Raw genomic sequence first — 24,002 nt, forward strand, 5'->3', positions numbered from 1 at the left:
TTTAGCTGTGGGAGTGTCAAAGGGCAAAATCAGCCGGACGTAACAAGGTTGTTTCTGACCAGCTGGCCAGCTGAATCTCAATACAGAAAAGCTCCTGGTTCCAAAACCAGGAGCTTTTCTATGCGGCTTCATATTTTATGATTCAAGACTCTGAGAGGATTGCACGTACTCTTGAATTATTGTACATACTATTGGGTCTTTCATTGGGAATCCTCTGGAGGACTTTCTTCGCATTCTCCAGTTCTCCAAGATCATACAGGTACAGTCCATAGGTGTAGAGCACTTCTTCAAAATACACACCGTCTGGGAATCTTGTCAGATATTCTTCATACCATTTCTTTGCGTCCTCAGCTTTTCCCTGCCTCTGATACGTATTGGCAAGATAAAACACAGCTTCAGACTTGTACTCAGGGATCTCTCCATTGTTCAGAATATGGTGAAACGCTTCCGCAGCTCTGTCATAATTGCCTGCTCTAAAGTCAGAAAGCGCTTCATCGTGCACTGCAACCTCATCCTCTGAGAAGACTCTGCCTGGAGTCACTGGACCAGGTTCTTCGGTGACAGGCGGCTCCTCCTCTGGCTCTTCAACTACAGGTGGTTCCACTGGAGTCTCAACTGGAGTTTCAACTGGCGCTTCAGGCTCTGGATTCTCCTCAGGTTCTTCTACAGATGGTTCTTCCTCTTTTGCCACTTCTTCACCTGGCTCCTTGGGTGCAGTGAAATCCAGTGCTCTGGATAGACTATATCCTGCTACCCCAAGAAAAACGAGAAGAATCAGAAATGAGGCCAAGGATTTTCCAGGATTCTTTCTTTTTTTCACAGATAACACCGACAGCTCATCCAGATATCTCAAAGCCTTCTCATTGCTGGTGTCAAGCAGTAATGCCTTATTCATATATTCTCTAGCATCGTCCAGACTGCCATTCAGAAAATGGCAATGCCCTATATGAAGAAGAAGTCCAACCATTTCAGGTTCCCGTTCGAAAAGATCTTTGAATACGCTGATGGCTCTTGTGTAATCACCTTGATCTTCTGCTCGGATGGCTTCTTTATATAATTTCTGAAAATCCTGGGCAGTTTCCACTCTATACTTCAGTAAGTATTCCACAGCCTTGTTGTCCCTGGCCTTCACAGAAATACTCTTATTCCAATAGTACTTTGCTTTGTCAAAGTTGCAGAAGAGATACTCACAATATCCCAGAAGGTTCATTATTTCAGTATCTTCTGGATTTACCGATAGGCTGCTTTCCAATATATCTCTTGCTTTTGAAATATTATTTTCTTCTAATGCGACTTCCGCTTCTTTCAAATTCTTGCTTGCTTGTTCCATTCGCTACCTCTCCTATCCTGTCTTCTGGCCACAACTCCACATGGCACAGTGCAATCAAATGGTATCTGATTTCTGTTCTATTCTATCGTAACTCTAGGGGAAAATCTATGACTTCCAGGTTATTTTCACTTTTTCATCAGATTATCTTCATGAATTTCATACGTTTCAACCCCAAAACAGGAACCAGTTTTAAAGCTACAACTTTGAAACTGGTTCCTGTTTGATCTCGTCTTTTTGTATTGTCTGGACTGCTGGTATTTCCAGTATGCATCAGAAGAGACTAATCCTCTGTGACCTTTCGTATTTCCAATATACTGTCATTATAGGACAAATCCCGCATTACTTTGAGTATATCGAGAGACTTTGGCAAATTCAGTGTATATATACACCCTTTGACGCCTTCTCCAGAACCTCTAATAAAATCCATATCGATGACATGTATGTTCTTCGTATCAAAATAGGTGTCAATAAACTCAATGGTCTTTGATTTCTTAGTGAACTCTACTTCTAGCTTGATGTTTTTTCCACTATGAAACAGTCTGTCCTGAATTTTCTTCAGGGAGATCAGCACAATGACACAGATTACAAGGGCTGCCATACTGATGATGTAATATCCGTATCCGATGGCTAGGCCCAGACAAGCTACCAGCCAGAGTGTTGCTGCTGTAGTCAGCCCTTTAATGGACCCTTTAGTATGAATGATTGTGCCCGCACCAAGAAAACCGATTCCGCTGATCACCTGAGCAGAAAGTCTTCCATAATCCGCTCTAAGAATGTCCTGGAGCCTGCTGTCTTGTAGAACCCTCTGAATGATCTCTTCATTCATGGTTGCCTGAATCAGCGCAATAACGCAAGCACCAATACACACCAGTATATGGGTCCTGAAGCCCGCTGGACGGTTTTTATACTCTCTCTCATATCCAATGAGCCCTCCTGCGAAAACTGCGATACCAAGCCTGAAAAGCACTTCTCTATAATCTATCTCAATCACCTCCTGTTCGTTTTATATCTTAGATTCAGCGCATCTAAACCTTTACATTCTTGTTTATATAGAAGGTCTCCTTATCTTCATAAGGAGACCTCCTCAGTGTATTAAAGATCTTGTATCATATATTTCACTGATGGAAAAGAAAAATCAGCTCGAATTGGACTGGCTTCATAATCTTCAGTTTTGGTCTCTCCAGAGAATACAACCACAGCTGTTATGCCTGCATTGATTCCAGTTTGAACATCTGTATAGAGGCGGTCTCCCACCATGACCATTCCAGATTTATCAAGACCATATTTGTCTGCAATGCTTTCCACTACCTCTTTATTGGGCTTTCCAATGACCTTCGGCTTTTTTCCGGTGGATGCTTCAATAAGGGCTGCCATGGCTCCTGCATCCGGCATAAAAGCATCGTTCGGCAAAGGACAATTAAAATCAGGGTGAGTCGCAATATACTCTACTCCAGCCGCAATATACTCGCATGCTCCCCAAAGCTTTTCATAGGTGAGCGTTGTATCGAATCCAAGCACCACATAATCCACTTCCTGATGTCTTTCTTTCACCAGCTGAAAGCCCTCCATCTCAAATTCCTCTTCCAGAGCAGGCGTCCCGAGCAAATAAATTCTGGCGCCTTCTTTCTTTCTCTTGAGGTATCTTGTGGTGGCTTCCCCTGAGGTGAAGATGTCTTCCTTGTCCGCATGTATTCCCAGCTTGCCTAATTTTTCCACATACGATAGTTTATTTTTCGACGAGTTGTTCGTGAGAAAAATATATCTCTTTCCTTTCTCCTTGATGGTCTCAAGAAAATCCAGAGCACCGTCTATCAGTTCATTTCCGAGGAAAATCGTACCGTCCATATCAAGAAGAAAAGTCTCTTTATCTTTTAATCTATGCAAAACATTTCTCCTTTAATTGAACAAGTTATAGGTGAACAGTGCAACTCCTTCAGAGTAAGTAATGAGAAGCAATACTGCAATAAGTGCAATAATAAACGGCCATACTTCTTTAAGGAAGTCTTCCAGCTTTAACCCGACAATAGTGCATACCGTAAACATCATGGAACCAAATGGCGGTGTCAAACCTCCAATCATGATATTCACAATGAAAATCATACCAAAATGAATTGGATCAATACCAAAGGATACAACCGCCGGTACTAGAAGTGGCGCAAGTATTACCAGAGCCGCTCCACCTTCCAGGAACATTCCAATAAACAGAAGAAGTGCATTAATAACCAAAAGAAGCACAATCGGGCTATCCGTCATATTCATGAGGAACTCCGTAATCATCTGAGGGATTCTTTCTAATGTCAGATAATATCCAAATACTTTAGCACTTGCAATAATAGCCATTACTCCACCGGTACCTTTTACAGTATCCATAAGAATAACAGGGATATGCTCCAGCTTAAGCTCTTTATAAACAAAGAATCCAACAATCACTGAGAAGAATACTGCAACGGCTCCTGCCTCAGTAGGTGTGAACATCCCCATTCTCATACCCATAATAATTACGAATGGAATAACAAGGGCCCAGATTGATTTGATAAACTGTCTGAGAATTTCACCAATACTAGCCATTTTTTGTCTTTGAGGAGTATAGTTACGCTTTGCTGAAATGATATGAACTGCAATCATAAGCGCAATCGTCATAAGGATACCCGGCATATAAGCTGCAAGGAACATATCTCCTACGGTCACATTCGCAATCAGCGCATATAGAATCAGATTGGTTCCAGGAGGAATAACTGGGCTGATGGCTGATGATGCTGCGGTAATCGCTCCGGAAAATGGTAGAGAAAACCCTTTCTTTACCATTTCAGGAACAAGGATTTTAGATTGCATCGCTGCATCTGCGTTCGCTGAACCAGAAATACCACCCATGAACGCACTAAGCAGAACATTTACCTGAGCAAGTCCTCCTTTTGTATGACCTACAAGAACATTGGCGAAATCCATCATCGCACCTGATATTCCTGAATAGTTCATGACAGAACCCATCATGACAAAGAAAGGCACTGCCAGATATGGGAAAGATTCAACTGCTGTTACATACTGCTGAATCACCATTTCTGTAGGCATTGAGTTATTAATGAAAATAAAATAAAAAAGTGATGATCCTATCAGCGAAAACGCAACAGGAATGTTCATGAAAAATAATACAAAGAGAACTATAACCGGTAATAACGCTTCCATTACTCTTCTACCCCCTGATCCTCTGGATCACCAATTTCCAGTTTGACATCCCTCTTCAGGAATACTTTTCTAATGCTCTGCACCAGGAAGTAAATAGAGTAGATGGTGATTAATCCGAACGAAATTACAATAGCAACATATATGAACTTATAAGATAACTCTAAAGCAGCCGTTATCTTTGTGGAATTCATAAAGTAAAGGAAACTAAGGTAAAACATAGTTCCTGATAATACTGTCACTACACTTGAAGTAATCATCAGAACTATTGGCTGATATTTATCTGGAACCAGATTGGTCAGAACTTCAATTCCAATAAGTCCTTTGGTCTTATATGCAGACGCAAGCCCAAGAAAAATTACCCAAACAAATGCTCCAACCGCTACTTCTTCCGTCCAGTTGAAAGTAAATCTTAAAAAATATCGGGTAAAAACATTAATAAGTACAAGAACCGAGGTGATGCTTAAGAAAACTGAACCAATAATCAGTTCAAAATGAACAAAAAAATTACGTAAATGCCCTTTCATCGTGTCCTCCTATTAAACTTAAATTTAAATGCCTAAAATTTTCAATAGCATTCCCCTGATCACAGAGGAATGCTATGAAAACTACTATTCAGCTATTACTGTCCAGCTTTAATCTTGTTCAGTTCCTCTATGATTTTTTCATAGATGCCAGGTGTCCACTGTGGGAACTTTGTGTATACTGGCTCTGCAGCCTTCAGGAATGCTTCCGCATCAACTTCATGGAAGTTCACACCTTCAGCTTTCAGAAGTTCTGCAAACTCGGATTCAGCCTTCACGGTTTCATCCAGATTGTCCTGCATACCCTTTTCAAACTCTTCAGAAATAATAGTTCTCTGTTCTTCGGTCAGTTCATCCCAAAGCTTTGTGGAAAGAACTACTGCAGATACACCAAGAAGGTGGTTGGTCAGAGAGTATTCTTTCACGTTTTCATACTGCTGTGTTCCATAGTAAGTCATGATGGAACCTTCAACACCGTCGATAACACCCTGCTGAATTGCAGCATAGGTATCTGGATATGGCATGGAAACAGGGTTTCCTCCCATAGCTTCGATGGTGTAAGTATACAGCTGGCTTGTGGGAACGCGGATGTTAAGACCCTTCATATCTTCTGGGCTCTTGATTGGCTTCTTGGTCATCATGCTTCTGAAACCAAACACCCAATCCAGTGAAAGCACCTTAGCACCATGCTCTTCTTCCAGCTTCTTGTTCATATCCTGAACCAGAGGAGTTTTTGTCATAGCAAAATACTCATCAAATGTTGTGTACAGGAATGGTCCTGTTACAGCATTGTAGTCAGGCACGTAGTCACCAAGGAAGTTTACACCATCCACCAGGATCCAGTCTGCACCGGAGACAACCTGCTCCATACCATCTTTACCGATTGGAAGAATTCCACCGGTGAAAAGCTTCAGTTCCAGAGAACCGTTGCTTCTCTCATTTACTGCCTCTACTACTTTTTTCAGAGAGATGGCGGTCTGCTCATCGTCTACAAACTTAGTGCTGACGGTGATCTCTTTTTTCTTTGGTGCTTCAGATCCTGTGCCTGATTCACCCTCATTCTTTGCGCCACAAGCAACAATTGTTGTAGCCATCAGAACGGTTGCAATGAGTGTTGCAATTTTCTTCATATAGTACCCCCTAATATTTGTTTGAAACCATATAAAAGCACTGAAGCAATAAGTACCTCAGTACTGATAACGATTTCCTGTTCATTGTTAATTCATAATAGCACAATGTTAAATCCATGTAAAGCTTTAAATTGATGCTTTATTTTATAAAATTATAGTGGTAAAATAAAGGTTTATTTCTTCAGAATAAAAGTCCATGGAATCTCCTAAACTGGGACTCCATGGACTTTTGTCCTTATTGTCTGTTCCACTTCACTTTTGGTCTTTCCTTATGACCATAAATTCGAGGCATGAACTTCTGATCAATGAATGGCGCAAGACCATTCATAATGAGAATTGCAAATCCAACGCCTCCCGGATAGGTGAAAAAGAACCTGAAAAGCGCAGTCAACACACCAGCTCCAACAGCAAAGACTGTCTTTCCTTCTGGAGTCAGAGCCCCCGAGCTGTAGTCTGTCGCCATATAGGTAGCGCCGAAGAACAAGGTGCCCGAAAGCGCATGGGACATCATAAACTCAAAATCGAAGGAAGAAAAAATCCCCATGAGGAGCGTTGTGGTTAGAATGTAGAGCACGGGTATTTTCGGATTGATGATTCTTCTTAAGATCAGATAGAGCATCCCCAAGAGAATCAGTGCTTTACTGGTTTCTCCCACATTTCCCCCAAGATTGAATCCGAAAAACAGATCCCTGAGACCTGGAACCATTTCAGGAACAGAGGTCACACCCCCACCAATGTACTCCAGCGGAGTAGCGGCGGAAACGGCATCAGGTCCCGGAAGGACCCAATTGGTAATCCATGGAGAGAAAAACGCCTTGAGCATGACTCTCGCAGCTACAGCCGGATTAAACACATTTCTTCCGATTCCTCCACCAAACTGCTTTACAACCACGATGGCGAAGACAGATCCGACGACAACACTCCACCATGGGGCGCTGACCGGAAGGCTTAGACCAAGAAGAGCACCTGTCACGAGAGCGCTTCTGTCTTGAATGGTGATTTTCTTGTAGGTCCATTTCTGATAAAGATATTCACTGAGCACTGAAGTTCCCATCCCCAAAGCAATCATCAGGATCACTTTAGGTCCGAAATAATATACGGCTCCAGCTGCAGGAAAGATCAGGGCAATGAGCACTTCAGTCATGATCTGAGCTGTGGTTCTTGGCGTTCTGATATGAGGCGAAGCTCCCTGTTTCAATTTTTTTAGAAGTTCCATTTTAAGCTCCCTCCTTTTTCTTCTCATCCAATGTTCGGATGGCCGCCTTGGCATCTCTGATGTTCTGCAGAAGAGGAATCTTGGAAGGACAAATATAGCTGCAGTTACCGCATTCAATACAGTCCATGGCACCTAAGGCCCTGGCCTTTTCCAAATCTCCCCGTCTGTACGCCTCACTGATGAGGACAGGCTGAAGGTTCACTGGGCAGACATGAATGCATTCCGCACATCTGATGCAGTCACTTTCTTCTCCGATTCTGGACTCCTTCTCATTGAGCGCCGTAATGGCAGTCATGGCCTTCATCACAGGTATTTGAACATCTGAGAGCGTTCTTCCCATCATTGGTCCTCCACTTAAAAGCTTCTCAGGGGACTGGATAAAGCCTCCACAATCCTTCAAAAGGCTCTCCACGGGTGTTCCGATCCTTACCAGAAGATTCTTTGGACTTTTCACTGGCGTACCTGAGACAGAAACCACTCGTTCATAGAGCGGCTCTTTGAACGCTATCGCCCGATAAGAGGCTCTTGCAGATGAAACATTCATCACAACGCATCGGACTTCCGCAGGAAGCCCGGCAGGCCTTACCTCTCTGCCTGTGAGAAGCTTAATGAGATTCTTTTCAGATCCTCTGGGATACATGGTCTTCATGGGCACTACCCGAAGATTTGAAAGGTGCGCACCTGCATTCTCAACCGCTATTATGGCATCTTTTTTGTTATCCTCTATGGCTACATACACATTCTGAAGTTTCGGGAAAAGATACGATACGGTCTCAATTCCTTTGATAATCTCTTCTGTATACTCGAGCATCACCCGATGGTCTGAGGTGGAATAGGGTTCGCATTCTGCTCCATTGATGATCAGCGTGTCAATGACACTGCCTTTGGGAGGATTCAGTTTCACTGCTGTTGGAAAAGCTGCTCCACCCATGCCTACGATACCCGCCTCCTGAATTCTTTCCAGTATCAGCGCAGCCTCAGTGATCTGCTCTGCTTCAGTTTTAATGTCTGCACTCAGCGTATCAAGACCGTCATTCTCCACTATGATGCAATCTGAAAAACCATTTAATGTCGGTCTTTTTTCAATAGCCATGACTGTTCCGGATACGGAGGCATGCACATTGGCTGATATCATCCCTGGAGCTTTTGCAAGAAGGGTGCCGATACACACTTTCTCACCGACGGATACCACGGGTTCAGCGGGTGCTCCAATATGCATGGACATCGGATAAATCAGCTGCTTTGGAATCGTTGCTTGTTCAATGGGTAACCCATTTGTTCTTTCCTTCATCTCATTTGGATGACTGCCCCCATGCTTTCCCATAAAAAATAATCTCATGAAATCATTCCTTTCAAAAGTTCCCTGGAGTTATGGTGTTCATCATACCCCATCTATTCTTAGTATATTATATTTCACGTAAGAGAGGCGGTAATTCACAGATAATTCAAAAAATCCCTCAAATAGGAAAGCCCTTCCCGGGATTTTCCAAAGAAGGGCTTTCTGAAAAAGTACAGTTTTATGCTCTTATAAGGTGCAGCAAGGAGTCTCCCTTCTTGCTGAGTGATATGATTTTCTGATTGGCGCTGCCAATAAAGGGTCTGTCTACTGTTCTTTCATCCAGTATAAAAGGCCCGTCTACAAGAAGGTCCGTTTCTTGGAGAAGTTTCTTCACGGAAGGAGTGTTCATCTGGAGCTTAATAAGGTCCATGTGCGTATAACCCGTATACGTGATGACATTTCCTCCAAGCTTATGAATCTCCTCTCCAAGAAAAGCCAAGGCTTCTCCCTGCAGAAATGGTTCTCCTCCAGATATGGTTATACCGGCTGCGCCACTGTTCTTGTATGCTTTCACAATCTCGGAAGCACCAATGAGTTTTCCGCCTTCTACACTATGTGTCTCAGGATTATGGCATCCTTTGCAGTTGTGCACACAGCCTTGGGTAAAAACTACAAATCGGAGGCCTGGTCCATCTACAATGGACTCCTCAATGATTCCAGAGATTCTGATCATCTTTTCGTCTGAATCAGTTTTCAACCGGTGATTTTGTGAAAGTCTATCAGACATGTTTCACCCTTTCCTGTACTTCTGATCGTTTTGCATCATTGAAACGGTCTAACGTACCTACGAGATACCCGGTGATTCTTCTGATTCTTTCAAATGGAACCTCCAGTGTTTCTACTCTATGGCATTTTGGACAGGTGTCGCCAATCACTCCCTGATAACCACAAACTGGGTCCCGATCCAGAGGATGGTTGATGGAACCATATCCTACCCCTTGATTCTTCATATGTCTGATGATCATTTCCATCGCAGAAGGATTAAACCTGGCATTTCCATCCAGCTCCACATAAGTGATATGCCCAGCATTGGTAAGCTCATGATACGGTGCTTCCAATGAAATCTTCTTCAAGGATCCAACGGGAAAATATACTGGCACATGGAAAGAGTTTGTATAAAACTCATGATTTGTGATTCCAGGAAGACATCCAAATCTTTTTCGGTCAATGTTTACAAATCTTCCTGAAAGACCTTCAGCAGGCGTTGCCAGAAGAGTGTAGTTCAGCTTTTCTTTTGAAGCTCTCTCATCACACTTCCTTCTCATAAATCGGATGATCTCCAGACCAAGTTCCTGTGATGCCTCCTCTTCTCCATGATGGGTTCCGCGTAAAGCAACCAAGGTCTCCGCAAGACCGATAAAGCCAACTGAAAGAGTGCCATGTTTAAGAATCCTATCAATTTCTTCTTCTGCACCAAGAGTTTCAGAGTCAATCCAGACTCCTTCTCCCATAAGAAACGGATAATTCTCCACTCTTTTTCTCTTCTGTATTTCAAAACGGTGTCGAAGCTGTCTGAAGCAAAGTTCCATTCTATCTTCCAGAAGTTCATAGAATTTCTCCAGCGATCCTTCTGCCATGATGCCGATTCTGGGCAGATTAATGGACGTAAAACTCAGATTCCCTCTACCTTTTGTCACTTCCCTATCCGGGTCAAAAACATTCCCCATGACTCTCGTTCTGCATCCCATATAGGATACTTCAGTGTTGTCGTCTCCTTCTTTGTAATACTTGAGATTAAAAGGCGCATCCAGGAAACTGAAGTTCGGGAAGAGTCTTTTGGAAGAAACTTCAATGGCTCTTTGGAAAAGATCATAGTTAGGATCCAAAGCTTCACTGCTGATGCCTTCTTTTACCTTGAAAATCTGGACTGGGAAGATTGGTGTTTCTCCATTTCCAAGCCCATCTTCCGTAGCCTGAAGGATCATACGGATTACAAGTCTTGCTGCCGGTGTGATCCCAGTGCCATAATTGATGGAACTGAACGGTACCTGTGCTCCCGCTCTGGAGTTCATGGTATTGAGATTATGAATCAGCGACTGCATAGCCTGATAGGTGGAACGTTCGATCTTTCTTCTGGCAAGATCGAGAAATTTCCATTCAAATGAAGATGTGTCCCCAGACTTCTCCAGTCCAGCCAGGTAGATGTGAAAATCATTATAGCTTTCAAACTCTGGAAGAGCACCTTTATCCTCAAAACTTCCAAGAAAGAGCTCTTTTTCTTCTCTAAGGTCTTTCATGATCTTTTGGAAAGACTTTTCCACTCCTTTGGCCATGGCATTATCAAAATTCGGTATAGACTGCCCCCCGTGCATTTCATTCTGATTGGCCTGAAGCGCAATGCAAGCAAGAGCAGCATAGCTTTCAATGCTTTGTGGTTCTCTTAAAACGCCATGTCCAGTGGAGAAGCCCCCCTTGAACAGTTTATCCAAATCAATCTGACAGCAGGTTTCGGTAAGAAGATAGAAATCCTTGTCATGAATATGGATATCCCCCTCTTCATGGGCTTTGGCCATTTCTTTGGGCAGTACATAGTGGTCAATAAAATATTTTGAAGACTCCGAACCATACTTCAGCATCATCCCCATGGCGGTATTTCCATCCACATTGGCATTTTCCCGTTTGCCATCATCTGATGCCGCATCCGTATAGGATAGTTTTTTGAATCGTTCCATGAGATAGTCTCGACTCTCACGCAAACTTGCTCTCTCGCTTCGATACAGAGTGTACGCCTTCGCAGTCCTGTACACTCCTTCCTTCATCAGTATAAGCTCAACCAGGTCCTGAATTTTTTCCACTTCTGGCATTACTCCAGTATCTAGAGAAGATACGACAAGGTTTGTCAAGTAATCCAGTTTATCCCCAGTCAGCAGTTCTTCAGGCACTTCACGGTTTGCCTTTTCTATGGCTTCTCTTATTTTAAAATAGTCGAAAGGTACTGTGCTTCCATCTCTTTTTCTGATTTCTCTTGGTGTCCATAAAGGTGTACTATTATTAACCATCTCGTTTCCCCATTTCTAAATTTTTAACACACTTTGTATCATAACATGATTCCATCGTATGTATTTTCTGATTTCATCTGGTTTCTTCTTAGAAATCCCAAATGAATGTCTCCATGTCTTTATGTGAGCGCAGAATCAGCACGTTTTTTCTGCATCACCTCTCTTTCGATCAAATAAAAAAACCTGGCAACGCCAAGTTCAAATCCTACAGAAAATCTGATTTTGCTTGACGCGAGCTGTGCTTACCTCTGATAAAGGATCGGACTATAACCGTTGCGCGACAGTGCTGGAATCTCACCAGGCTTCACTTTCATCAGACACATATTTACTTTATACACTACCATACCCTCATTGAAAGCACAATCCTTGAAACTTTTTTCTGACTGCTCTGCCCTAGTGCAATAATCGTGTTGATCTCTCTATCCATGTGAAGAAAAAAGGAGCGGCCCTCTATAAAGCAGGCCTGCTCCAGCATCAATATCTTCTCTATGAAGGTTCACAGTTTTTCAATACTACACTGCTTTTTTATTTTTCGATGGACTTTTTTTAAATCCAGTCTTGTTTACATGGCTCTTCTTCGAAAAACTCTGTGAAGACTGGTTTACTCCTGATTTCTGTTTCTGCTTCTGCTGCTTTTGCTGTTGCTGTTTTTGGTCCACAGGTTTTGTCTGTGTATCCACAGCATCGAGAATCTCCAGTGGATACTTATGGTCTTTCACTTCAGGAATCCTTTTGCTGATCAATTTTTCAATATCCCTTAAAAGATTTACCTCTGCAACATCACAAAAGGAGATGGCAATGCCTCCAAGCCCCGCTCTTCCAGTTCTTCCGATTCTGTGGACATAAGTCTCAGGAACCTCAGGAAGATCAAAGAGTATCACATGGGAAAGTTCTTCTACATCTATCCCTCGGGCAGCGATATCTGTCGCTACCAGAATTTTCGTTTCTCGGTCTTTGAAATTCTTCAGCGCCAGCTGCCTTGCTGTCTGTGACTTGTTTCCATGGATGGCTTGAGCTTTATAGTTCATTTTGACAAGAGCTTTCACAATTTTATCCGCTCCATGCTTCGTTCTTGAGAAAACAAGAACACGGTCCATCTCCAGCGTTTCAAGGAGACTGGTCAATAGATGGATCTTATTCACCTTATTCACTTTATAGACACTCTGTTCTATGGTATCTACCGTTGACGCCACAGGAGTAATGGTGACCTTAGAAGGTTTTGATAAAATTGAGTTTGCCAGCACCTCTATTTCCTTCGGCATGGTAGCTGAGAAGAAAAGAGACTGTCTGTCTGACGGAAGATGGGTGATGATTTTACGGACATCGTGAAGCATCCCCATATCCAGCATCATATCTGCTTCATCCAGCACAAAATGCTCTACATCTTTTAAAGAAATGAACTTCTGCTGAATGAGATCCAAAAGTCTTCCTGGCGTTGCTACAAGTATATCAATCCCTCTACCCAGCACTTCAGTCTGTGGATTCTGGGATACACCACCAAAAATAACCGTGGTCTTCAGTTTCAGATATTTGCTGTAGGTCTTAAAACTGTCACTGATCTGAATGGCAAGCTCCCTCGTAGGTGCAAGAATCAGTGAACGTATTTTTCTTTTTCCTGAGAAGGTCTGTGTTTGGGATAAAGCTTCCAGAATGGGCAATGCGAAAGCAGCCGTTTTCCCTGTACCTGTCTGTGCACAGCCAAGGAGGTCTTTCCCTTCTAAAAGAAGTGGTATGGACTGTTCCTGGATTGGCGTGGCATAACTGTACTCTGCCTCTTTCAGCGCTTTCTGAATTGGTATGGATAGATTTAAATCGGTAAATAACATAAGTACTCCTTTTGCAGCATCTTATTGTGCTGTATTAAATATTGCATCTTATAAATTCTGGCAAAATCAGAAAAACCATAAAAAACAGGAACACACAATGCGTTCCTGTACATTGAATCCGATTCATTTCTGATGACCAAAACATAATACTGCAAAGAAGTATACAAATGGTCTCTACCTGAAAAGTTGCTTTTAAAAGTATATCATACTTTTTCATTATTTGCTTGATAATTTTTAGCACAGCTTATTTCGAGCTTATTTCGGCTTGTTTCTACCTGAAGTGATATAGTATTCAGAAACCATCCCAAATATCAATTCGAGATTTAACTTCATGAATGCACTCTATTTCCCCTTGGTTCTCATCTTCTCAAAATAATAAATGCCATTCATGATCAATGCGCCTAAAGCAATGTATGCTGCATAGCTGTCTTTCGCACCATGTATGGTGTAGTACTCCACATAGCTCAGACCACTCTCCAGAGCTTCCTGCCGATAAGATGCTTGAGGCCACAAGATCAACCCATAGACAGCAATGGCAAAAACAATGTTCATAACCAGCATTTTTTTCTCTCTCATAACAGCACTCCTTCATTCATATATCTAATAATATAACATAAGCTTTTTTTTGTAAATTCTAATATTTTTGATTTCTGTTATGGTATATTCAGTAAAACCAGTGAAATATTGTATATACAACCGAGGAAAGGGCCGTTCTTTTGTGATTCTCCATATTTTTATTGATTTTTAAGAAATGCACCGTATAATGTAGTATATACCTTCATGGGGATGTATTGGCTTCGACGGGGGTATGGAGCACTTGATAAGCGAGTAGAAGGAAGCTATGGACCTGCTTTAAAAAACTATGGCGAAAAGATAAACGCAGAAGATAATTTTGCACTAGCAGCTTAGTCTGCTACGTTCTACCCGGGATGTCCGCTGCCTGGGATAGAGCGCCGATTAGCGGAAAAACGAGCCTGAGTAAGCTTTGCCTCAGGAACGGAATAAATGAAGCTACCAACGGCCAAGTCTGCTTGTAAACTAAGTCGGAGGGAATTTTAATTACAAAGCTACACTCGTAGAAAGTCCTGTTCTTCGACTTTCGGACAGGGGTTCGACACCCCTCATCTCCACCAGTGCTATCCATAACTGGAAAGCTTTAAACACCCTAGCTCATAATAGAGTTAAGGGTGTTTTTATTTTAATTAACAATTTGTTCGCAAACACCTCTTGATTGCTTCGGAATACCGATGCATAATAAGAACATAAGATAAAACAAAATAACGGAGGTAACTAAAAATGAGAACATGGGAAAGAGACATTTACTACATCGAGGAAGAGGCATTCGACTACAGCCTGCACAAGTTTGTTGTGTACACCCATGATGGTGATGTAATCGCAGAGATCGTTCCAAACTCAATCGAAGATATGGAAGTGGTAATTGCAGACCTGAATAACGGCGCTGATGTTCACGGATGGGAAAATGGTCAGGGCGAAACAATCGTAATACCAGGACGCTAAATTCTAAGGCCCAGAGGGAGCCTAAATCCCTCTTTTTAATGTACCAGGAGGAAAAGACTATGAAAGCAGATCTAAATGTTATTGAGTGGCTCATCAACAGATCAGGTATCAGCAGATACTCCATCTCTAAAGCAACAGGCATCGGCCAAGCGACTTTATCAGACCTTGCAACGGGAAAGACCTCTCTAGATAAAATGACCTTAGGAAATGCCATAAAGCTCACAGAGTATGCGAGTAAATATAATGATATGGAAAGGAGCAAACACATGGACTGTAAGTATTTTGCATCACTAACCAACATCCAGGGAGCTACCTTCGATACGGAAGGATTTGACACCATCGAAGAGGCTAAAGGATGGGCTAAGGAAAGAGGACAGACTTTTTATTTTGGGGAATGGCATGACTACACCGTGAGGATCTATGAGACTGGAAAACTTGATCCCATCGAGGAATACAAAGAGAGGTAGCTTACATCGCTATGAAAAAGCTTAAGGATAACCTTACAGGAAGAACCTTTGGTAGGCTTACAGTATTGGCACCCATTGATGTTAAAGTTGACCGCGGGAGAACTCTTTATGAATCTAGGTGTGAATGTGGTAAGACTATAATTACTAGAAGAGACAATCTTTTATCTGGAGATACAAGAAGCTGTGGATGTCTAAAACTTGAAATAACTAAAGAGCGAACATCTAGAATGAGATCTGTGAATCTAAAGAATGGTACTAACACAGGAAGAATTAAGGACAATAGTATACAGCGCAATAATACATCAGGAGTACGAGGTGTATCCTGGCACAAGAAAAGCGGAAAGTGGACAGTCAGAATTCAGGCAGCAGGTAAGTCAATTTCTCTCGGCTACACTTCCAATCTGGAGGAAGCCAAACAAATGAGAAAGGAAGCTGAAGAGAAGTACTTTAAACCATTACTAGACAATAAAGATTAAAGGGAGCTGAATGCTCCCTTCTTTACTTCATAAGTTTCTTAGGTACCAGTGCATTGTATCTCTCTCATAAGAAATCTTAATCTTGCTCGGGTGATCATCTACAGTGCAGTCGCAGAGATACTCGTACATGACATTACCGTTCCATTTGTTAATCTTCTTGTCTAGAACCTTCAGCACTCGTCCTTTGTATTGCGCACCACCTGCACCAAATCTAAATGTAACAGGTCTAGGCGGTTCACCTGGTTTTGAATAACTCATGACCTCAACTCTCATTAGCTCCTGCATTGATCACTCCCCCTTTTCAAACATTATAGAACATTTGTTCTTAAAATAAAAGAGAGAAATTCTTCTGGGCTGTCAATTAAGACCACGCCATCATTCTCCTGGAACGCTTCTAGGACTCGTGGTCGCACACTTTGTTTCAGTATATGGGACTTGTTGCAGCACGAAAAATAGACCAAGCCACCGATGGTGTTCAAATCATGGTTCTTCTCGCAATAAATACATTTCATAGTTCCTCACCTCCATAAGCTAACTATGCGAGGATCAATGAAAAAGCATCATTAAGCAACTATAATTTTTTCATAAGTGCTGACATTGCACCAAGCAAGATTAAACCAATGAAACTCAACGCTATTACAGGTGCTTTAGGGTATTTTGCACTATCAAGTAATAGTGCAGCAATCACAATAAATCCAATGAGAATAAAAAATAGCATGATCCTCTTAAATACTTTCATATTACCTCTCCTTCTGCGTAATTTACCATAAGTATATCGAACTTTCAGAGAGTTTCATACTTTAGATTGAGACTCTTATGTGCTATACTTCTATAAAGATAGACCCCTATCTTCCCCACACAACGAGGTGTGGGGTAAACTTTTATTGTGGAGGATATTATGGGAAAAACCGAAAATACAAAGTTACTGTTGGCAATACCATCTGAACTCAAAGAGCAGCTGCAGGCTGAAGGAGATAAGGTTCATAGATCACTAAACAATTACATTCTCTGGCTGCTTGTCCACAGGAATGACTCAGAAAACAAATAGAACTTGACCCTACACAAAAAAGTGTGGGGTTTTTTGTGCTCAAAAAAAGCCGGGGTTACCGGCTTACTGTTGTGTCTATTATAGAACGTCTTCTCCAGGATGCTTACTAATTAATTTCGTAATTGAAGTATCCATCTCTAATGCAAGTATTTTATCGTGTAACAATTGAAAAAAAGGGTACCCATCTTTTACTAGCTCAAAGTCTACAATATTAAAATCAAGTATACAAAATCTTGACTCAGTTTTTTCCTTACATAAATAGAACTTTTTAATTAAACCACTTGCATCTTGCCAATTAGTTCCGGTTACACCTTTATACGAAAAAAGTATTCCAAGTTGCTTGGATGTAGTTAAAAGTAAACTAGCAAATTTACCAACATAAGTTACATCAACTTTTTTTGAATAATTCTTACATTCGCATAAGAAGTTATTGAACCTTGGATCTAATAAATTATTTGCTATCATTACCTTAATTGAATTTTTCGATGTTATTACCTGATCTATCTCGTTTGTGCCTGTTCTAACTCCTGGAATAAGATGAAAATAATTGTCATAAACCCCTAGCAGAAATGAAACAAGGTCTTCCAGAGACGCTCTCTTTTCTTCAGTACTCGACTTGCTTGAGTTAATTCTTTTAAAGTACTCAAGCCTATCAGTATATTCTTTCATTTGATCGTCAGTAAGCTTACTAATTTCTTTTAACGAAAACTCTTCATTCATTTCTTTCGCTAGTTCTAACAATGTCATTCCTCTAGTATTCATTATTCCCCCAGAACTTTATATATTAAAATAGCACTATTAACTGAAAAAGTCTCTTCCCCACAGCTTTCACATATAAAGGTTTCAGGAATTAATGCCAATGTCTCAAACACTTCATTAATCCCACTATGTTTATTACAATTCCCACAATATAATTCATAATATCCTTTAACGTAACCAGCTTCTTCTAAATCGCTTAAAAATTGATATACTTGAAAGATGGTGACATTAAATTTCCTTTTAATAACTCCAGGATATATCCAAGATTTATTCTTATATTGCGTCAAAAAATTTTTAATTTCGACTAAAACCCTATCATCATCAATTGTCTTACTTAGAACTTGCTCTATTGGAACTGATATATTTGATAACATGATCCATCCTCTCCATTCCAATCAATACGTTGCTATAATAATGCTGGATTAAGCAATAATCCTCATTCATATAGCGAGTTACTACTTTCACATGTATGCTTCTTGTTTTAGTCTCATTTTCCCAAAGTAACTCGAACCATGGATAATCTGACATTTCTTCTATCTCATAAATAAAGTTTTTCAGTGCATCTTCTAAATCAGGATACTTCCTCAAATCATCAGCGTGATCTTTAATTATATCAACTAATTCACCGATAAATGGTAAAATGTAATCCTCATTATTGCCTACGCTTAATTCTGCTCTTCCACCAGACGACAAATTCATACTTTGACCAATTAACTTAAGACTTTTGTTCTCTTTTGCGATACCATGTAAAAACATTAAATCTATAGGTATTAAAGTGATGTTAAACCTATCTTTTAGATCACTACGTATCAGTTTTACTAAGTTAGAATAAAAGAGAGGATTGTTATTTTTAAATGGCATAAGTAAAGTATCAAACCTAATTTCAATTATTTTGATTGTGTTATGAAAAACAATAACTACTGGGTACTTCAACAATTCTTCTTTACCAGTTGTTGAGTTATAAGCGGAAAACGAAAAACAATATTTCAGAAAATCCATGTCATCAATTGTATATTTAATAGGATCCCCTAACTCTTTATGCGTATGATTTTCTTCAGTTGTATCTATAGTTTGAGAGTTCATCATAATTTGAGGTACAATACTTTCATAATTGTCAATCTCAAAAGGAATAGAATACTTATAATCTTTAATTATTTCCCAGTTTTCAAACTCTTTAACACCTTTTTTACTCTCTTTCAAAATCTTTAGCAGAGCTAACTCATTAACCATATCAGTGATATCCATTGCCTCTTCTTTTGATAGCTGTATTGGAACCTGCCCTGAATATGCTATTTCGGCTTTTATCATTTTTTTAAGAATAAACCGTAACTGTTTTTGGGAATATTTTTTGATTGTGTGTTGTAAGTATTCGATATAGCTTCCGTAATCCATTAAACTCATCCCCCATAATAAATTAAAAATGTATTTAATTTAGCATAAGCGATTTATTATTATATATCAAGACTTATTATACGTCAACAGTAAAAAGCACCCCTTTCGGAGTACTTTAATTACTACCCTATTCTATTTCTTCGCAAATCAATTTGAGTGATTATATTCTGAACTCTTATCATTTGTTCTTTTGAAACTAAACTCGTCTTGATGATGCACCTGTAAGGTTCAATATTGCTTCCACGTTTAGCTTTAAACATTATCCGATGCATTTTGTTTGATAATCTTTGTATAAAGCTAAAAGGAACAAACTCGACTGATTCACCAAGATACTTCTCAATATTCTTCTTGCTGATTAACCACGAGTCAATAAGAACGTCTTTTTGTTCATTCTTGCCTATTTCAATTACTTCGCATATGATTCGAAAAAGGTTCTCAATCTTCTTGTCACAATCATTTTCGACATGTACTTCGATGTAGCCTTGATAGTTTCTCCTGCATTTTGAAGGGAGCCCTTTTCCTGCTCTAAATCTGTCTGAACCAAATTTCAATACAAGAAGTAAATAAAGTAAACCTATAACATACCTTACTACTTCTGAATTAATAGCATAAGCAAAAATGGCTAATACACTAAGTATCAGTAAACTCCCTAAATAATACTCGGTATTTGATATAATTCTTCTCATTCGATCACCTCATTTCTTATATCGAACAAGATCATTATAATTTAAGTAGCAAACTAATATTTTTTTTGTGTTTTAGAACTTGTATGAGATTCACTTTATATACATCACCGACACCCACCGTTCCTTGCCGATTCGGTACCATGCACCAGACTGCTCATATAGCTTCACATTGGCGCCATACTTCAGTGCTCCCACCTTCGCACCTCCTGGAGACTTCCTGACATTCAATCCAGCTGTGGCCGTCACGATCCCCTCCTGTAGCTTTACCTCAATCGGCGTAGCAACCTTTTCTAAAGAGATCCAGTCTGCAGAGACATATCCGGTAGGTGTTTCCCACCAGCCTCCCTGGAGGCCGTATAAGGTCACTGGTGCTCCTTTCTTGAGCTTACCGATAATTGTGTTGCTGACTCCTCTCCCTGACCGCACGTTGAGCACTGAGGCCATGACGTACCCAGTGAGTGACTCTTTGAGATATGTGGTGCTGCAGTACCCTTCAATACCTTTATATCTGACCTTTGCCCAGTTACCAGATGCCGAGTAGATATCCACCTTAGTGCCTTGTGGCATCGTAGCCAAGATTTTAAAGTTGGTGCCAGGACCATATCTCACATTGAGGTTTTCGGAGCAAACCTTCTCATCGATAGGCTTATCAGGTGCTGGTACTACAGGATTGTCCATCGCTTTCTTTACATCATCGCGGAACATATCCATGGTGTAGCCAAACTTAGACCACCAGTGACGAGGATCGCTGTGATTGGATCCTATGCCTAGAAGCCTGGCTTCGTAATGGCCGATGACGTGATCAACCGGAATGTTATACTCTTTACACCACTGAGCGACTTTCTTGATAGTGTTGGACAGTACCTTCCGGAAGTATGCTTCCGAGTGGTCTTTGTCCTCACACATTTCTATCTGCAGACTATAACCATTTGCCTTGCCACCTACACCCCAAGCCCACATATTGAATGGGAGCAGCTGCCAGAACTCCAGATCATCAATGAATGCGTGTACCGCCACCATAATCGAGGATTTGTTCCATCGGTTGAACCACTCCTTGGCCATGACTCCTGGAGTCGCTGTAGAGTGGATAATGATATGTGTAGGCTTGATGCTGATGTTGTTCTTCTTGTTCCAGACGTAGCAGGGATTCTTCAGAATGAACTGTATAAACTCTTTCATGCTACTTCACCTCTTTCTTGATTTCTTCAAGTACTGATGGGCCTTTTTTATTACCTTCTTTGATCTGGATCAGTTTCTCTCTCAGAGGTTCATATACAATGATGCCAGCAGCCGCAAGATTCTCAATTAAAGATAATCCTTCCATGCCGAAATAGAAGAACATTGCCCCACCTCTAATGAGACCTTCTATGCCAAAGTACTCAGTAAGCATAATGTCCACCATATTTGCAAAGGCAATCATGATCCAAATTCCAACTTTCTTGTGAATCCCTTTAATTCCTTTTTCCGAAGATATGATTTTGAGGATGTTACCATAATAGATACCAGTGAAAATGTCTGCTGCCATGGCAAATGCTACTGCAAAAAATAAAATGTCCGCTCCACCTACCATAGCTGAGAATACACCTCCTATACATGCAATGATTCCTCCAAGGGACCATTCTTTCTTACTGTAAGCAAAGAGTTCCATAAATGCTGTTTTGATTAAATCCATTTTCTACACTCCTTTTTCTAAATTAAAAGGACCTTCCATTTCGGAAGATCCCTTACAAGTAGCCTAGCTGTCGGGCTATCTTTTCTAGTAGTTCGTCTTTTTCTTTCTGGGACAATTTCTTGAAGTCTTTACCCTTGAATTTCTCTCGTTCTTTCTGTTCTTTGTCTTTTACTTCTTTGGATTCCCATTTGATATTTGCCATGTTTACACCTCGATCCAGTTTGGAAACTTTTCGAATTCTGTCGCGTTTTCCCTGATGAAATTCATGACCTCTAAATACAATATTCCGTCTACAATTTCTGAGTGAGTAATAGGGTTGAATTCCAAAATTTCAGCCTCTATTTCCTGAACAATACCGTCAGGTAAACCCCTGAAATCAAACGTTTCTTTTTTCCCTTTATAGGTTGCTGTAACTATTCGATTTTCAAAAGAATAGGTTATATTCTCAAATCCTTCAGTAAATACAAAAATCGGACTGAAATATACTCTCATCACTTCCACCTCCCAATTGCAATAATACTAAACAAGATATTAAGAGCGCTAAATGATGTACCTCTAAAAGCTTCAACTCCCCCGACGTTATAAATAGTAGGCGCGGGGCTGTGATTTTTTCCTGTTATAACTGTTCCCCCTTGCCCATATGCTGTGATTGTAGTTGTTGGAACTTCTATGAAAGCCGCGGGATAATCAGGAACAAGTATCTGACCGGAAGCATAAAGTGCACCCCATTGGTTAGCTATTCCAGTATATACATTGTGCCTTTGAACGGTTATCATAAGGCCATTTTCGAATTTATAGGCGACGCCGTTCGCGTTGCTTAAAACCTGACAATTCGTGTTATTCCAAACTTTATTGACACCTTCTTGAACGAACATATCACCATCAATCATAAAATCTATCGACTGTTCTGAAGTAGTGGCTCCGATTGACATATACCCTTTGGTAAACTCCCCAGCAAGAGGGCCGTGCCATCCGCCTAAATATGATTTCCCCTGCATGCTTGAGGCTGTGTTCCAGTCGTGTGAATGTATGCTGCTAAACTTTAAAATGTTTGAACGTAAATATACCTCGAACGCATTTTCATATTCCGCGACTTTGCCTATCGCGATTCCTGTTCCTGAATAATGAAGGTCCATCAAAACAAAGGCGGTACCGATATTGACTAAACTCTGCGCGTTTCCGAAGTAATCACTCAAATAAATCTGAGCTTCAAAAGATTTGTTTTCGTCTGCTGCAACTATAGCAGTCAAAGTGGGATTGTATAAGGTCGTATTGACTGTAACATTTGTCCACGTAGTCGATCCTTTTTCACGATATCTTAGAATCGTAGTCTTTAGGTTTGTGTTGTTTATAGTTGAAATAAGAGATGTTCCTGTCATCTTGATGTAAGCGCCTTGGGGGTTTGGAGATCCATCTGCATTCGCACGGTACGCACTGAATGAAACAACTCGAGCCGAAGAATACGCCACCACAGAAATTGTTTTGGTAGCTGAAGCTGTCCTTCCTCTTGAATCCGTGATGGTCGTAATAATTGTGATCGTCCCACTGAAATTCAAAACACCTGATGTAAATGGAGAAGTGGTCGATGCACTTATCGTATTATTACCTGATTTAATCGTTGTTGTTCTTGATTTTATGGTGCTTCCATAAGATCCTGACTCGTTTAATGTTACCTTAACTTTAGACTTTCCTTGAACGTACTGGCTCTGATATAAATCTACTCCACTTGTCGATATTGAAACTGAAGGCACCATACTATCCGGTACCGTCGCTGTAAATTGTACAGTTTTGGTTCCAATCAGTGTGGTGCCGTTGTATGTCTCACAGGTTATGGTACCTACTCCTGAAGCTGCATTGGGAATCTGGTTTGCCAAGCTAAGCGGAATGGTCCAGGCATGAGAAGTACCAACACCATTAGCGATAGTACCGCTCGCACTACCAAAAGTATATTTTAAAATGTGAGTGAAAGAACTGGAGGCTCTTGGTGTGTTGATCGTTACCGCGCTTCCCATTTCGATATTTCCATCGGATAGGGTCGGTGTCGTTGCACGTGGGATGGTTGTCAGGTTCATTATCCCAGATCCGTTGGCGTTTCCTGTGCTGCTTCCGGACCATGTGATTCCAATATCCATGTAAAAACTGAATGGCACTTCGATCTTTGTACCGTCTGCGTTATGGTAGACAGTACTGGTTCCGGAGGCAATCGTCTTGTCTCCGCTACCTCCGAGGGTAGTCGTTCCGCTGGCCACCGTTACGTTATTAATTTTTACATTGTATGATTTGGAAGCGCTGGACGAAACGTTTGAAGGTCGGTGAAGTATTAAGCTCCATTCCAATACTGAGTAGTTACCATCAATGCTCTGGGATTTCTGGGTAACTATTAATTCTACTGTTGGATTATAGGCGTTAATACCAGGATTCCAAATTACATTGGCCATAA

Annotated in this window: 28 protein-coding genes and 1 other RNA gene; 5 read left to right on the plus strand and 24 right to left on the minus strand. The window is 40.8% G+C overall.

Annotated elements, in window-relative coordinates:
• Window positions 1-142: 142 nt before the first annotated feature.
• The 12 genes from DEF30_RS08060 to DEF30_RS08115 all read right to left on the minus strand — a co-directional run bounded on the left by DEF30_RS08060 (window position 143) and on the right by DEF30_RS08115 (window position 14,120).
• Entirely contained in the window at window positions 143-1,330 is a 1,188-nt protein-coding gene (locus DEF30_RS08060; protein WP_294098027.1) for a tetratricopeptide repeat protein, read from the minus strand.
• A 280-nt stretch (window positions 1,331-1,610) separates the two neighbouring features.
• Complete coding sequence (locus DEF30_RS08065) at window positions 1,611-2,321, minus strand: MgtC/SapB family protein (protein WP_177213453.1); 711 nt, start codon at window positions 2,319-2,321, stop codon at window positions 1,611-1,613.
• Window positions 2,322-2,422: 101 nt separating this feature from the next.
• On the minus strand, window positions 2,423-3,214 hold the full coding sequence (locus DEF30_RS08070; protein ID WP_294098033.1) for an HAD-IIA family hydrolase: 792 nt from the start codon (window positions 3,212-3,214) through the stop codon (window positions 2,423-2,425).
• 12 nt (window positions 3,215-3,226) lie between these two features.
• On the minus strand, window positions 3,227-4,513 hold the full coding sequence (locus DEF30_RS08075; protein ID WP_074910694.1) for a TRAP transporter large permease: 1,287 nt from the start codon (window positions 4,511-4,513) through the stop codon (window positions 3,227-3,229).
• Window positions 4,513-5,037, minus strand: coding sequence for a TRAP transporter small permease (locus DEF30_RS08080; protein WP_074910697.1), 525 nt, complete (start codon window positions 5,035-5,037; stop codon window positions 4,513-4,515). The genes DEF30_RS08075 and DEF30_RS08080 overlap by 1 nt, the downstream gene beginning before the upstream one ends.
• 95 nt (window positions 5,038-5,132) lie before the next feature.
• Window positions 5,133-6,164 carry a C4-dicarboxylate TRAP transporter substrate-binding protein gene (locus tag DEF30_RS08085; RefSeq protein WP_294098042.1) on the minus strand — a complete coding sequence of 344 codons (1,032 nt, stop codon included), beginning with the start codon at window positions 6,162-6,164 and terminating at the stop codon, window positions 5,133-5,135.
• A 235-nt stretch (window positions 6,165-6,399) separates the two neighbouring features.
• A complete protein-coding gene (locus DEF30_RS08090; protein ID WP_294098044.1) occupies window positions 6,400-7,380 on the minus strand; it encodes an RnfABCDGE type electron transport complex subunit D in 981 nt (326 codons plus the stop codon).
• Window position 7,381: 1 nt separating this feature from the next.
• Window positions 7,382-8,719, minus strand: coding sequence for an electron transport complex subunit RsxC (gene rsxC / locus DEF30_RS08095; RefSeq protein WP_366409586.1), 1,338 nt, complete (start codon window positions 8,717-8,719; stop codon window positions 7,382-7,384).
• Between the two features lie 178 nt (window positions 8,720-8,897).
• On the minus strand, window positions 8,898-9,392 hold the full coding sequence (locus DEF30_RS08100; RefSeq protein WP_294098604.1) for a 4Fe-4S single cluster domain-containing protein: 495 nt from the start codon (window positions 9,390-9,392) through the stop codon (window positions 8,898-8,900).
• 46 nt (window positions 9,393-9,438) lie between these two features.
• Entirely contained in the window at window positions 9,439-11,718 is a 2,280-nt protein-coding gene (locus DEF30_RS08105) for an anaerobic ribonucleoside triphosphate reductase (protein ID WP_294098045.1), read from the minus strand.
• A gap of 512 nt (window positions 11,719-12,230) precedes the next feature.
• Window positions 12,231-13,544, minus strand: a complete 1,314-nt coding sequence (locus tag DEF30_RS08110) for a DEAD/DEAH box helicase (RefSeq protein ID WP_294098046.1) — start codon at window positions 13,542-13,544, stop codon at window positions 12,231-12,233.
• 342 nt (window positions 13,545-13,886) lie between these two features.
• The gene (locus DEF30_RS08115; protein ID WP_294098050.1) at window positions 13,887-14,120 is read right to left on the minus strand and encodes a hypothetical protein; all 234 of its coding nucleotides are present in this window, start codon (window positions 14,118-14,120) and stop codon (window positions 13,887-13,889) included.
• A gap of 206 nt (window positions 14,121-14,326) precedes the next feature.
• Between DEF30_RS08115 and ssrA the strand changes: the two genes are divergently transcribed.
• The 4 genes from ssrA (at window position 14,327) to DEF30_RS08135 (ending at window position 16,005) form a co-directional block, all read left to right on the plus strand.
• Window positions 14,327-14,677: a transfer-messenger RNA gene (gene ssrA / locus DEF30_RS08120) on the plus strand.
• A gap of 163 nt (window positions 14,678-14,840) precedes the next feature.
• Window positions 14,841-15,062 (plus strand): hypothetical protein, encoded by a 222-nt coding sequence (locus DEF30_RS08125; protein ID WP_294098053.1) that lies wholly within the window; start codon window positions 14,841-14,843, stop codon window positions 15,060-15,062.
• 59 nt (window positions 15,063-15,121) lie between these two features.
• On the plus strand, window positions 15,122-15,529 hold the full coding sequence (locus DEF30_RS08130; protein WP_294098054.1) for a hypothetical protein: 408 nt from the start codon (window positions 15,122-15,124) through the stop codon (window positions 15,527-15,529).
• 11 nt (window positions 15,530-15,540) lie between these two features.
• Window positions 15,541-16,005, plus strand: a complete 465-nt coding sequence (locus DEF30_RS08135; protein ID WP_294098055.1) for an AP2 domain-containing protein — start codon at window positions 15,541-15,543, stop codon at window positions 16,003-16,005.
• Window positions 16,006-16,032: 27 nt separating this feature from the next.
• Here DEF30_RS08135 and DEF30_RS08140 read toward each other — a convergent pair whose 3' ends face one another.
• From DEF30_RS08140 to DEF30_RS08150, 3 genes are read right to left on the minus strand one after another with little or no spacing between them, the layout of a single operon-like run.
• The gene (locus tag DEF30_RS08140; RefSeq protein ID WP_294098057.1) at window positions 16,033-16,290 is read right to left on the minus strand and encodes a hypothetical protein; all 258 of its coding nucleotides are present in this window, start codon (window positions 16,288-16,290) and stop codon (window positions 16,033-16,035) included.
• 23 nt (window positions 16,291-16,313) lie between these two features.
• Window positions 16,314-16,517 (minus strand): hypothetical protein, encoded by a 204-nt coding sequence (locus DEF30_RS08145; RefSeq protein ID WP_294098060.1) that lies wholly within the window; start codon window positions 16,515-16,517, stop codon window positions 16,314-16,316.
• Window positions 16,518-16,576: 59 nt separating this feature from the next.
• The gene (locus tag DEF30_RS08150; RefSeq protein WP_294098062.1) at window positions 16,577-16,744 is read right to left on the minus strand and encodes a hypothetical protein; all 168 of its coding nucleotides are present in this window, start codon (window positions 16,742-16,744) and stop codon (window positions 16,577-16,579) included.
• A gap of 159 nt (window positions 16,745-16,903) precedes the next feature.
• On the opposite strand from DEF30_RS08150, the gene DEF30_RS08155 reads away from it, so the two are divergent.
• A complete protein-coding gene (locus DEF30_RS08155) occupies window positions 16,904-17,053 on the plus strand; it encodes a hypothetical protein (protein ID WP_294098064.1) in 150 nt (49 codons plus the stop codon).
• A gap of 78 nt (window positions 17,054-17,131) precedes the next feature.
• Here the strand turns inward: DEF30_RS08155 and DEF30_RS08160 are convergent, their stop codons facing one another.
• The 9 genes from DEF30_RS08160 to DEF30_RS08200 all read right to left on the minus strand — a co-directional run bounded on the left by DEF30_RS08160 (window position 17,132) and on the right by DEF30_RS08200 (window position 24,000).
• Window positions 17,132-17,815, minus strand: coding sequence for a hypothetical protein (locus tag DEF30_RS08160; RefSeq protein WP_294098066.1), 684 nt, complete (start codon window positions 17,813-17,815; stop codon window positions 17,132-17,134).
• Window positions 17,815-18,186 carry a hypothetical protein gene (locus DEF30_RS08165; protein WP_294098068.1) on the minus strand — a complete coding sequence of 124 codons (372 nt, stop codon included), beginning with the start codon at window positions 18,184-18,186 and terminating at the stop codon, window positions 17,815-17,817. The genes DEF30_RS08160 and DEF30_RS08165 overlap by 1 nt, the downstream gene beginning before the upstream one ends.
• Window positions 18,143-19,204 (minus strand): hypothetical protein, encoded by a 1,062-nt coding sequence (locus tag DEF30_RS08170; RefSeq protein ID WP_294098070.1) that lies wholly within the window; start codon window positions 19,202-19,204, stop codon window positions 18,143-18,145. Before DEF30_RS08170 ends, DEF30_RS08165 begins: the two co-directional genes overlap by 44 nt.
• Window positions 19,205-19,326: 122 nt before the next feature.
• Window positions 19,327-19,890 carry a hypothetical protein gene (locus DEF30_RS08175; RefSeq protein ID WP_294098071.1) on the minus strand — a complete coding sequence of 188 codons (564 nt, stop codon included), beginning with the start codon at window positions 19,888-19,890 and terminating at the stop codon, window positions 19,327-19,329.
• A gap of 90 nt (window positions 19,891-19,980) precedes the next feature.
• On the minus strand, window positions 19,981-21,069 hold the full coding sequence (locus DEF30_RS08180) for an SH3 domain-containing protein (RefSeq protein ID WP_294098073.1): 1,089 nt from the start codon (window positions 21,067-21,069) through the stop codon (window positions 19,981-19,983).
• Between the two features lies 1 nt (window position 21,070).
• Window positions 21,071-21,562 carry a phage holin family protein gene (locus tag DEF30_RS08185; RefSeq protein WP_294098074.1) on the minus strand — a complete coding sequence of 164 codons (492 nt, stop codon included), beginning with the start codon at window positions 21,560-21,562 and terminating at the stop codon, window positions 21,071-21,073.
• A 52-nt stretch (window positions 21,563-21,614) separates the two neighbouring features.
• Entirely contained in the window at window positions 21,615-21,764 is a 150-nt protein-coding gene (locus DEF30_RS08190; protein ID WP_294098076.1) for a hypothetical protein, read from the minus strand.
• Between the two features lie 2 nt (window positions 21,765-21,766).
• A complete protein-coding gene (locus DEF30_RS08195) occupies window positions 21,767-22,054 on the minus strand; it encodes a hypothetical protein (protein WP_294098078.1) in 288 nt (95 codons plus the stop codon).
• A complete protein-coding gene (locus DEF30_RS08200; RefSeq protein WP_294098079.1) occupies window positions 22,054-24,000 on the minus strand; it encodes a DUF859 family phage minor structural protein in 1,947 nt (648 codons plus the stop codon). Before DEF30_RS08200 ends, DEF30_RS08195 begins: the two co-directional genes overlap by 1 nt.
• Window positions 24,001-24,002 lie beyond the last annotated feature (2 nt).

Source organism: Proteiniclasticum sp., assembly GCF_003514505.1.
In the GTDB taxonomy this organism is placed as follows: Bacteria; Bacillota; Clostridia; order Clostridiales; family Clostridiaceae; genus Proteiniclasticum.

Coding starts and splice junctions, on each gene's coding strand:
- DEF30_RS08200 (WP_294098079.1), bottom strand. CDS start 24,000: ATGGCCAATGTAATTTGGAATCCTGGTATTAACGCCTATAATCCAACA.
- DEF30_RS08125 (WP_294098053.1), top strand. CDS start 14,841: ATGAGAACATGGGAAAGAGACATTTACTACATCGAGGAAGAGGCATTC.
- DEF30_RS08160 (WP_294098066.1), bottom strand. CDS start 17,815: ATGAATACTAGAGGAATGACATTGTTAGAACTAGCGAAAGAAATGAAT.
- DEF30_RS08105 (WP_294098045.1), bottom strand. CDS start 11,718: ATGGTTAATAATAGTACACCTTTATGGACACCAAGAGAAATCAGAAAA.
- rsxC (WP_366409586.1), bottom strand. CDS start 8,719: ATGAGATTATTTTTTATGGGAAAGCATGGGGGCAGTCATCCAAATGAG.
- DEF30_RS08135 (WP_294098055.1), top strand. CDS start 15,541: ATGAAAAAGCTTAAGGATAACCTTACAGGAAGAACCTTTGGTAGGCTT.
- DEF30_RS08130 (WP_294098054.1), top strand. CDS start 15,122: ATGAAAGCAGATCTAAATGTTATTGAGTGGCTCATCAACAGATCAGGT.
- DEF30_RS08190 (WP_294098076.1), bottom strand. CDS start 21,764: ATGGCAAATATCAAATGGGAATCCAAAGAAGTAAAAGACAAAGAACAG.
- DEF30_RS08140 (WP_294098057.1), bottom strand. CDS start 16,290: ATGCAGGAGCTAATGAGAGTTGAGGTCATGAGTTATTCAAAACCAGGT.
- DEF30_RS08060 (WP_294098027.1), bottom strand. CDS start 1,330: ATGGAACAAGCAAGCAAGAATTTGAAAGAAGCGGAAGTCGCATTAGAA.
- DEF30_RS08150 (WP_294098062.1), bottom strand. CDS start 16,744: ATGAAAGTATTTAAGAGGATCATGCTATTTTTTATTCTCATTGGATTT.
- DEF30_RS08100 (WP_294098604.1), bottom strand. CDS start 9,392: ATGATCAGAATCTCTGGAATCATTGAGGAGTCCATTGTAGATGGACCA.
- DEF30_RS08175 (WP_294098071.1), bottom strand. CDS start 19,890: ATGAGAAGAATTATATCAAATACCGAGTATTATTTAGGGAGTTTACTG.
- DEF30_RS08075 (WP_074910694.1), bottom strand. CDS start 4,513: ATGGAAGCGTTATTACCGGTTATAGTTCTCTTTGTATTATTTTTCATG.
- DEF30_RS08185 (WP_294098074.1), bottom strand. CDS start 21,562: ATGGATTTAATCAAAACAGCATTTATGGAACTCTTTGCTTACAGTAAG.
- DEF30_RS08170 (WP_294098070.1), bottom strand. CDS start 19,204: ATGGATTACGGAAGCTATATCGAATACTTACAACACACAATCAAAAAA.
- DEF30_RS08195 (WP_294098078.1), bottom strand. CDS start 22,054: ATGAGAGTATATTTCAGTCCGATTTTTGTATTTACTGAAGGATTTGAG.
- DEF30_RS08145 (WP_294098060.1), bottom strand. CDS start 16,517: ATGAAATGTATTTATTGCGAGAAGAACCATGATTTGAACACCATCGGT.
- DEF30_RS08180 (WP_294098073.1), bottom strand. CDS start 21,069: ATGAAAGAGTTTATACAGTTCATTCTGAAGAATCCCTGCTACGTCTGG.
- DEF30_RS08085 (WP_294098042.1), bottom strand. CDS start 6,164: ATGAAGAAAATTGCAACACTCATTGCAACCGTTCTGATGGCTACAACA.
- DEF30_RS08110 (WP_294098046.1), bottom strand. CDS start 13,544: ATGTTATTTACCGATTTAAATCTATCCATACCAATTCAGAAAGCGCTG.
- DEF30_RS08090 (WP_294098044.1), bottom strand. CDS start 7,380: ATGGAACTTCTAAAAAAATTGAAACAGGGAGCTTCGCCTCATATCAGA.
- DEF30_RS08165 (WP_294098068.1), bottom strand. CDS start 18,186: ATGTTATCAAATATATCAGTTCCAATAGAGCAAGTTCTAAGTAAGACA.
- DEF30_RS08115 (WP_294098050.1), bottom strand. CDS start 14,120: ATGAGAGAGAAAAAAATGCTGGTTATGAACATTGTTTTTGCCATTGCT.
- DEF30_RS08080 (WP_074910697.1), bottom strand. CDS start 5,037: ATGAAAGGGCATTTACGTAATTTTTTTGTTCATTTTGAACTGATTATT.
- DEF30_RS08155 (WP_294098064.1), top strand. CDS start 16,904: ATGGGAAAAACCGAAAATACAAAGTTACTGTTGGCAATACCATCTGAA.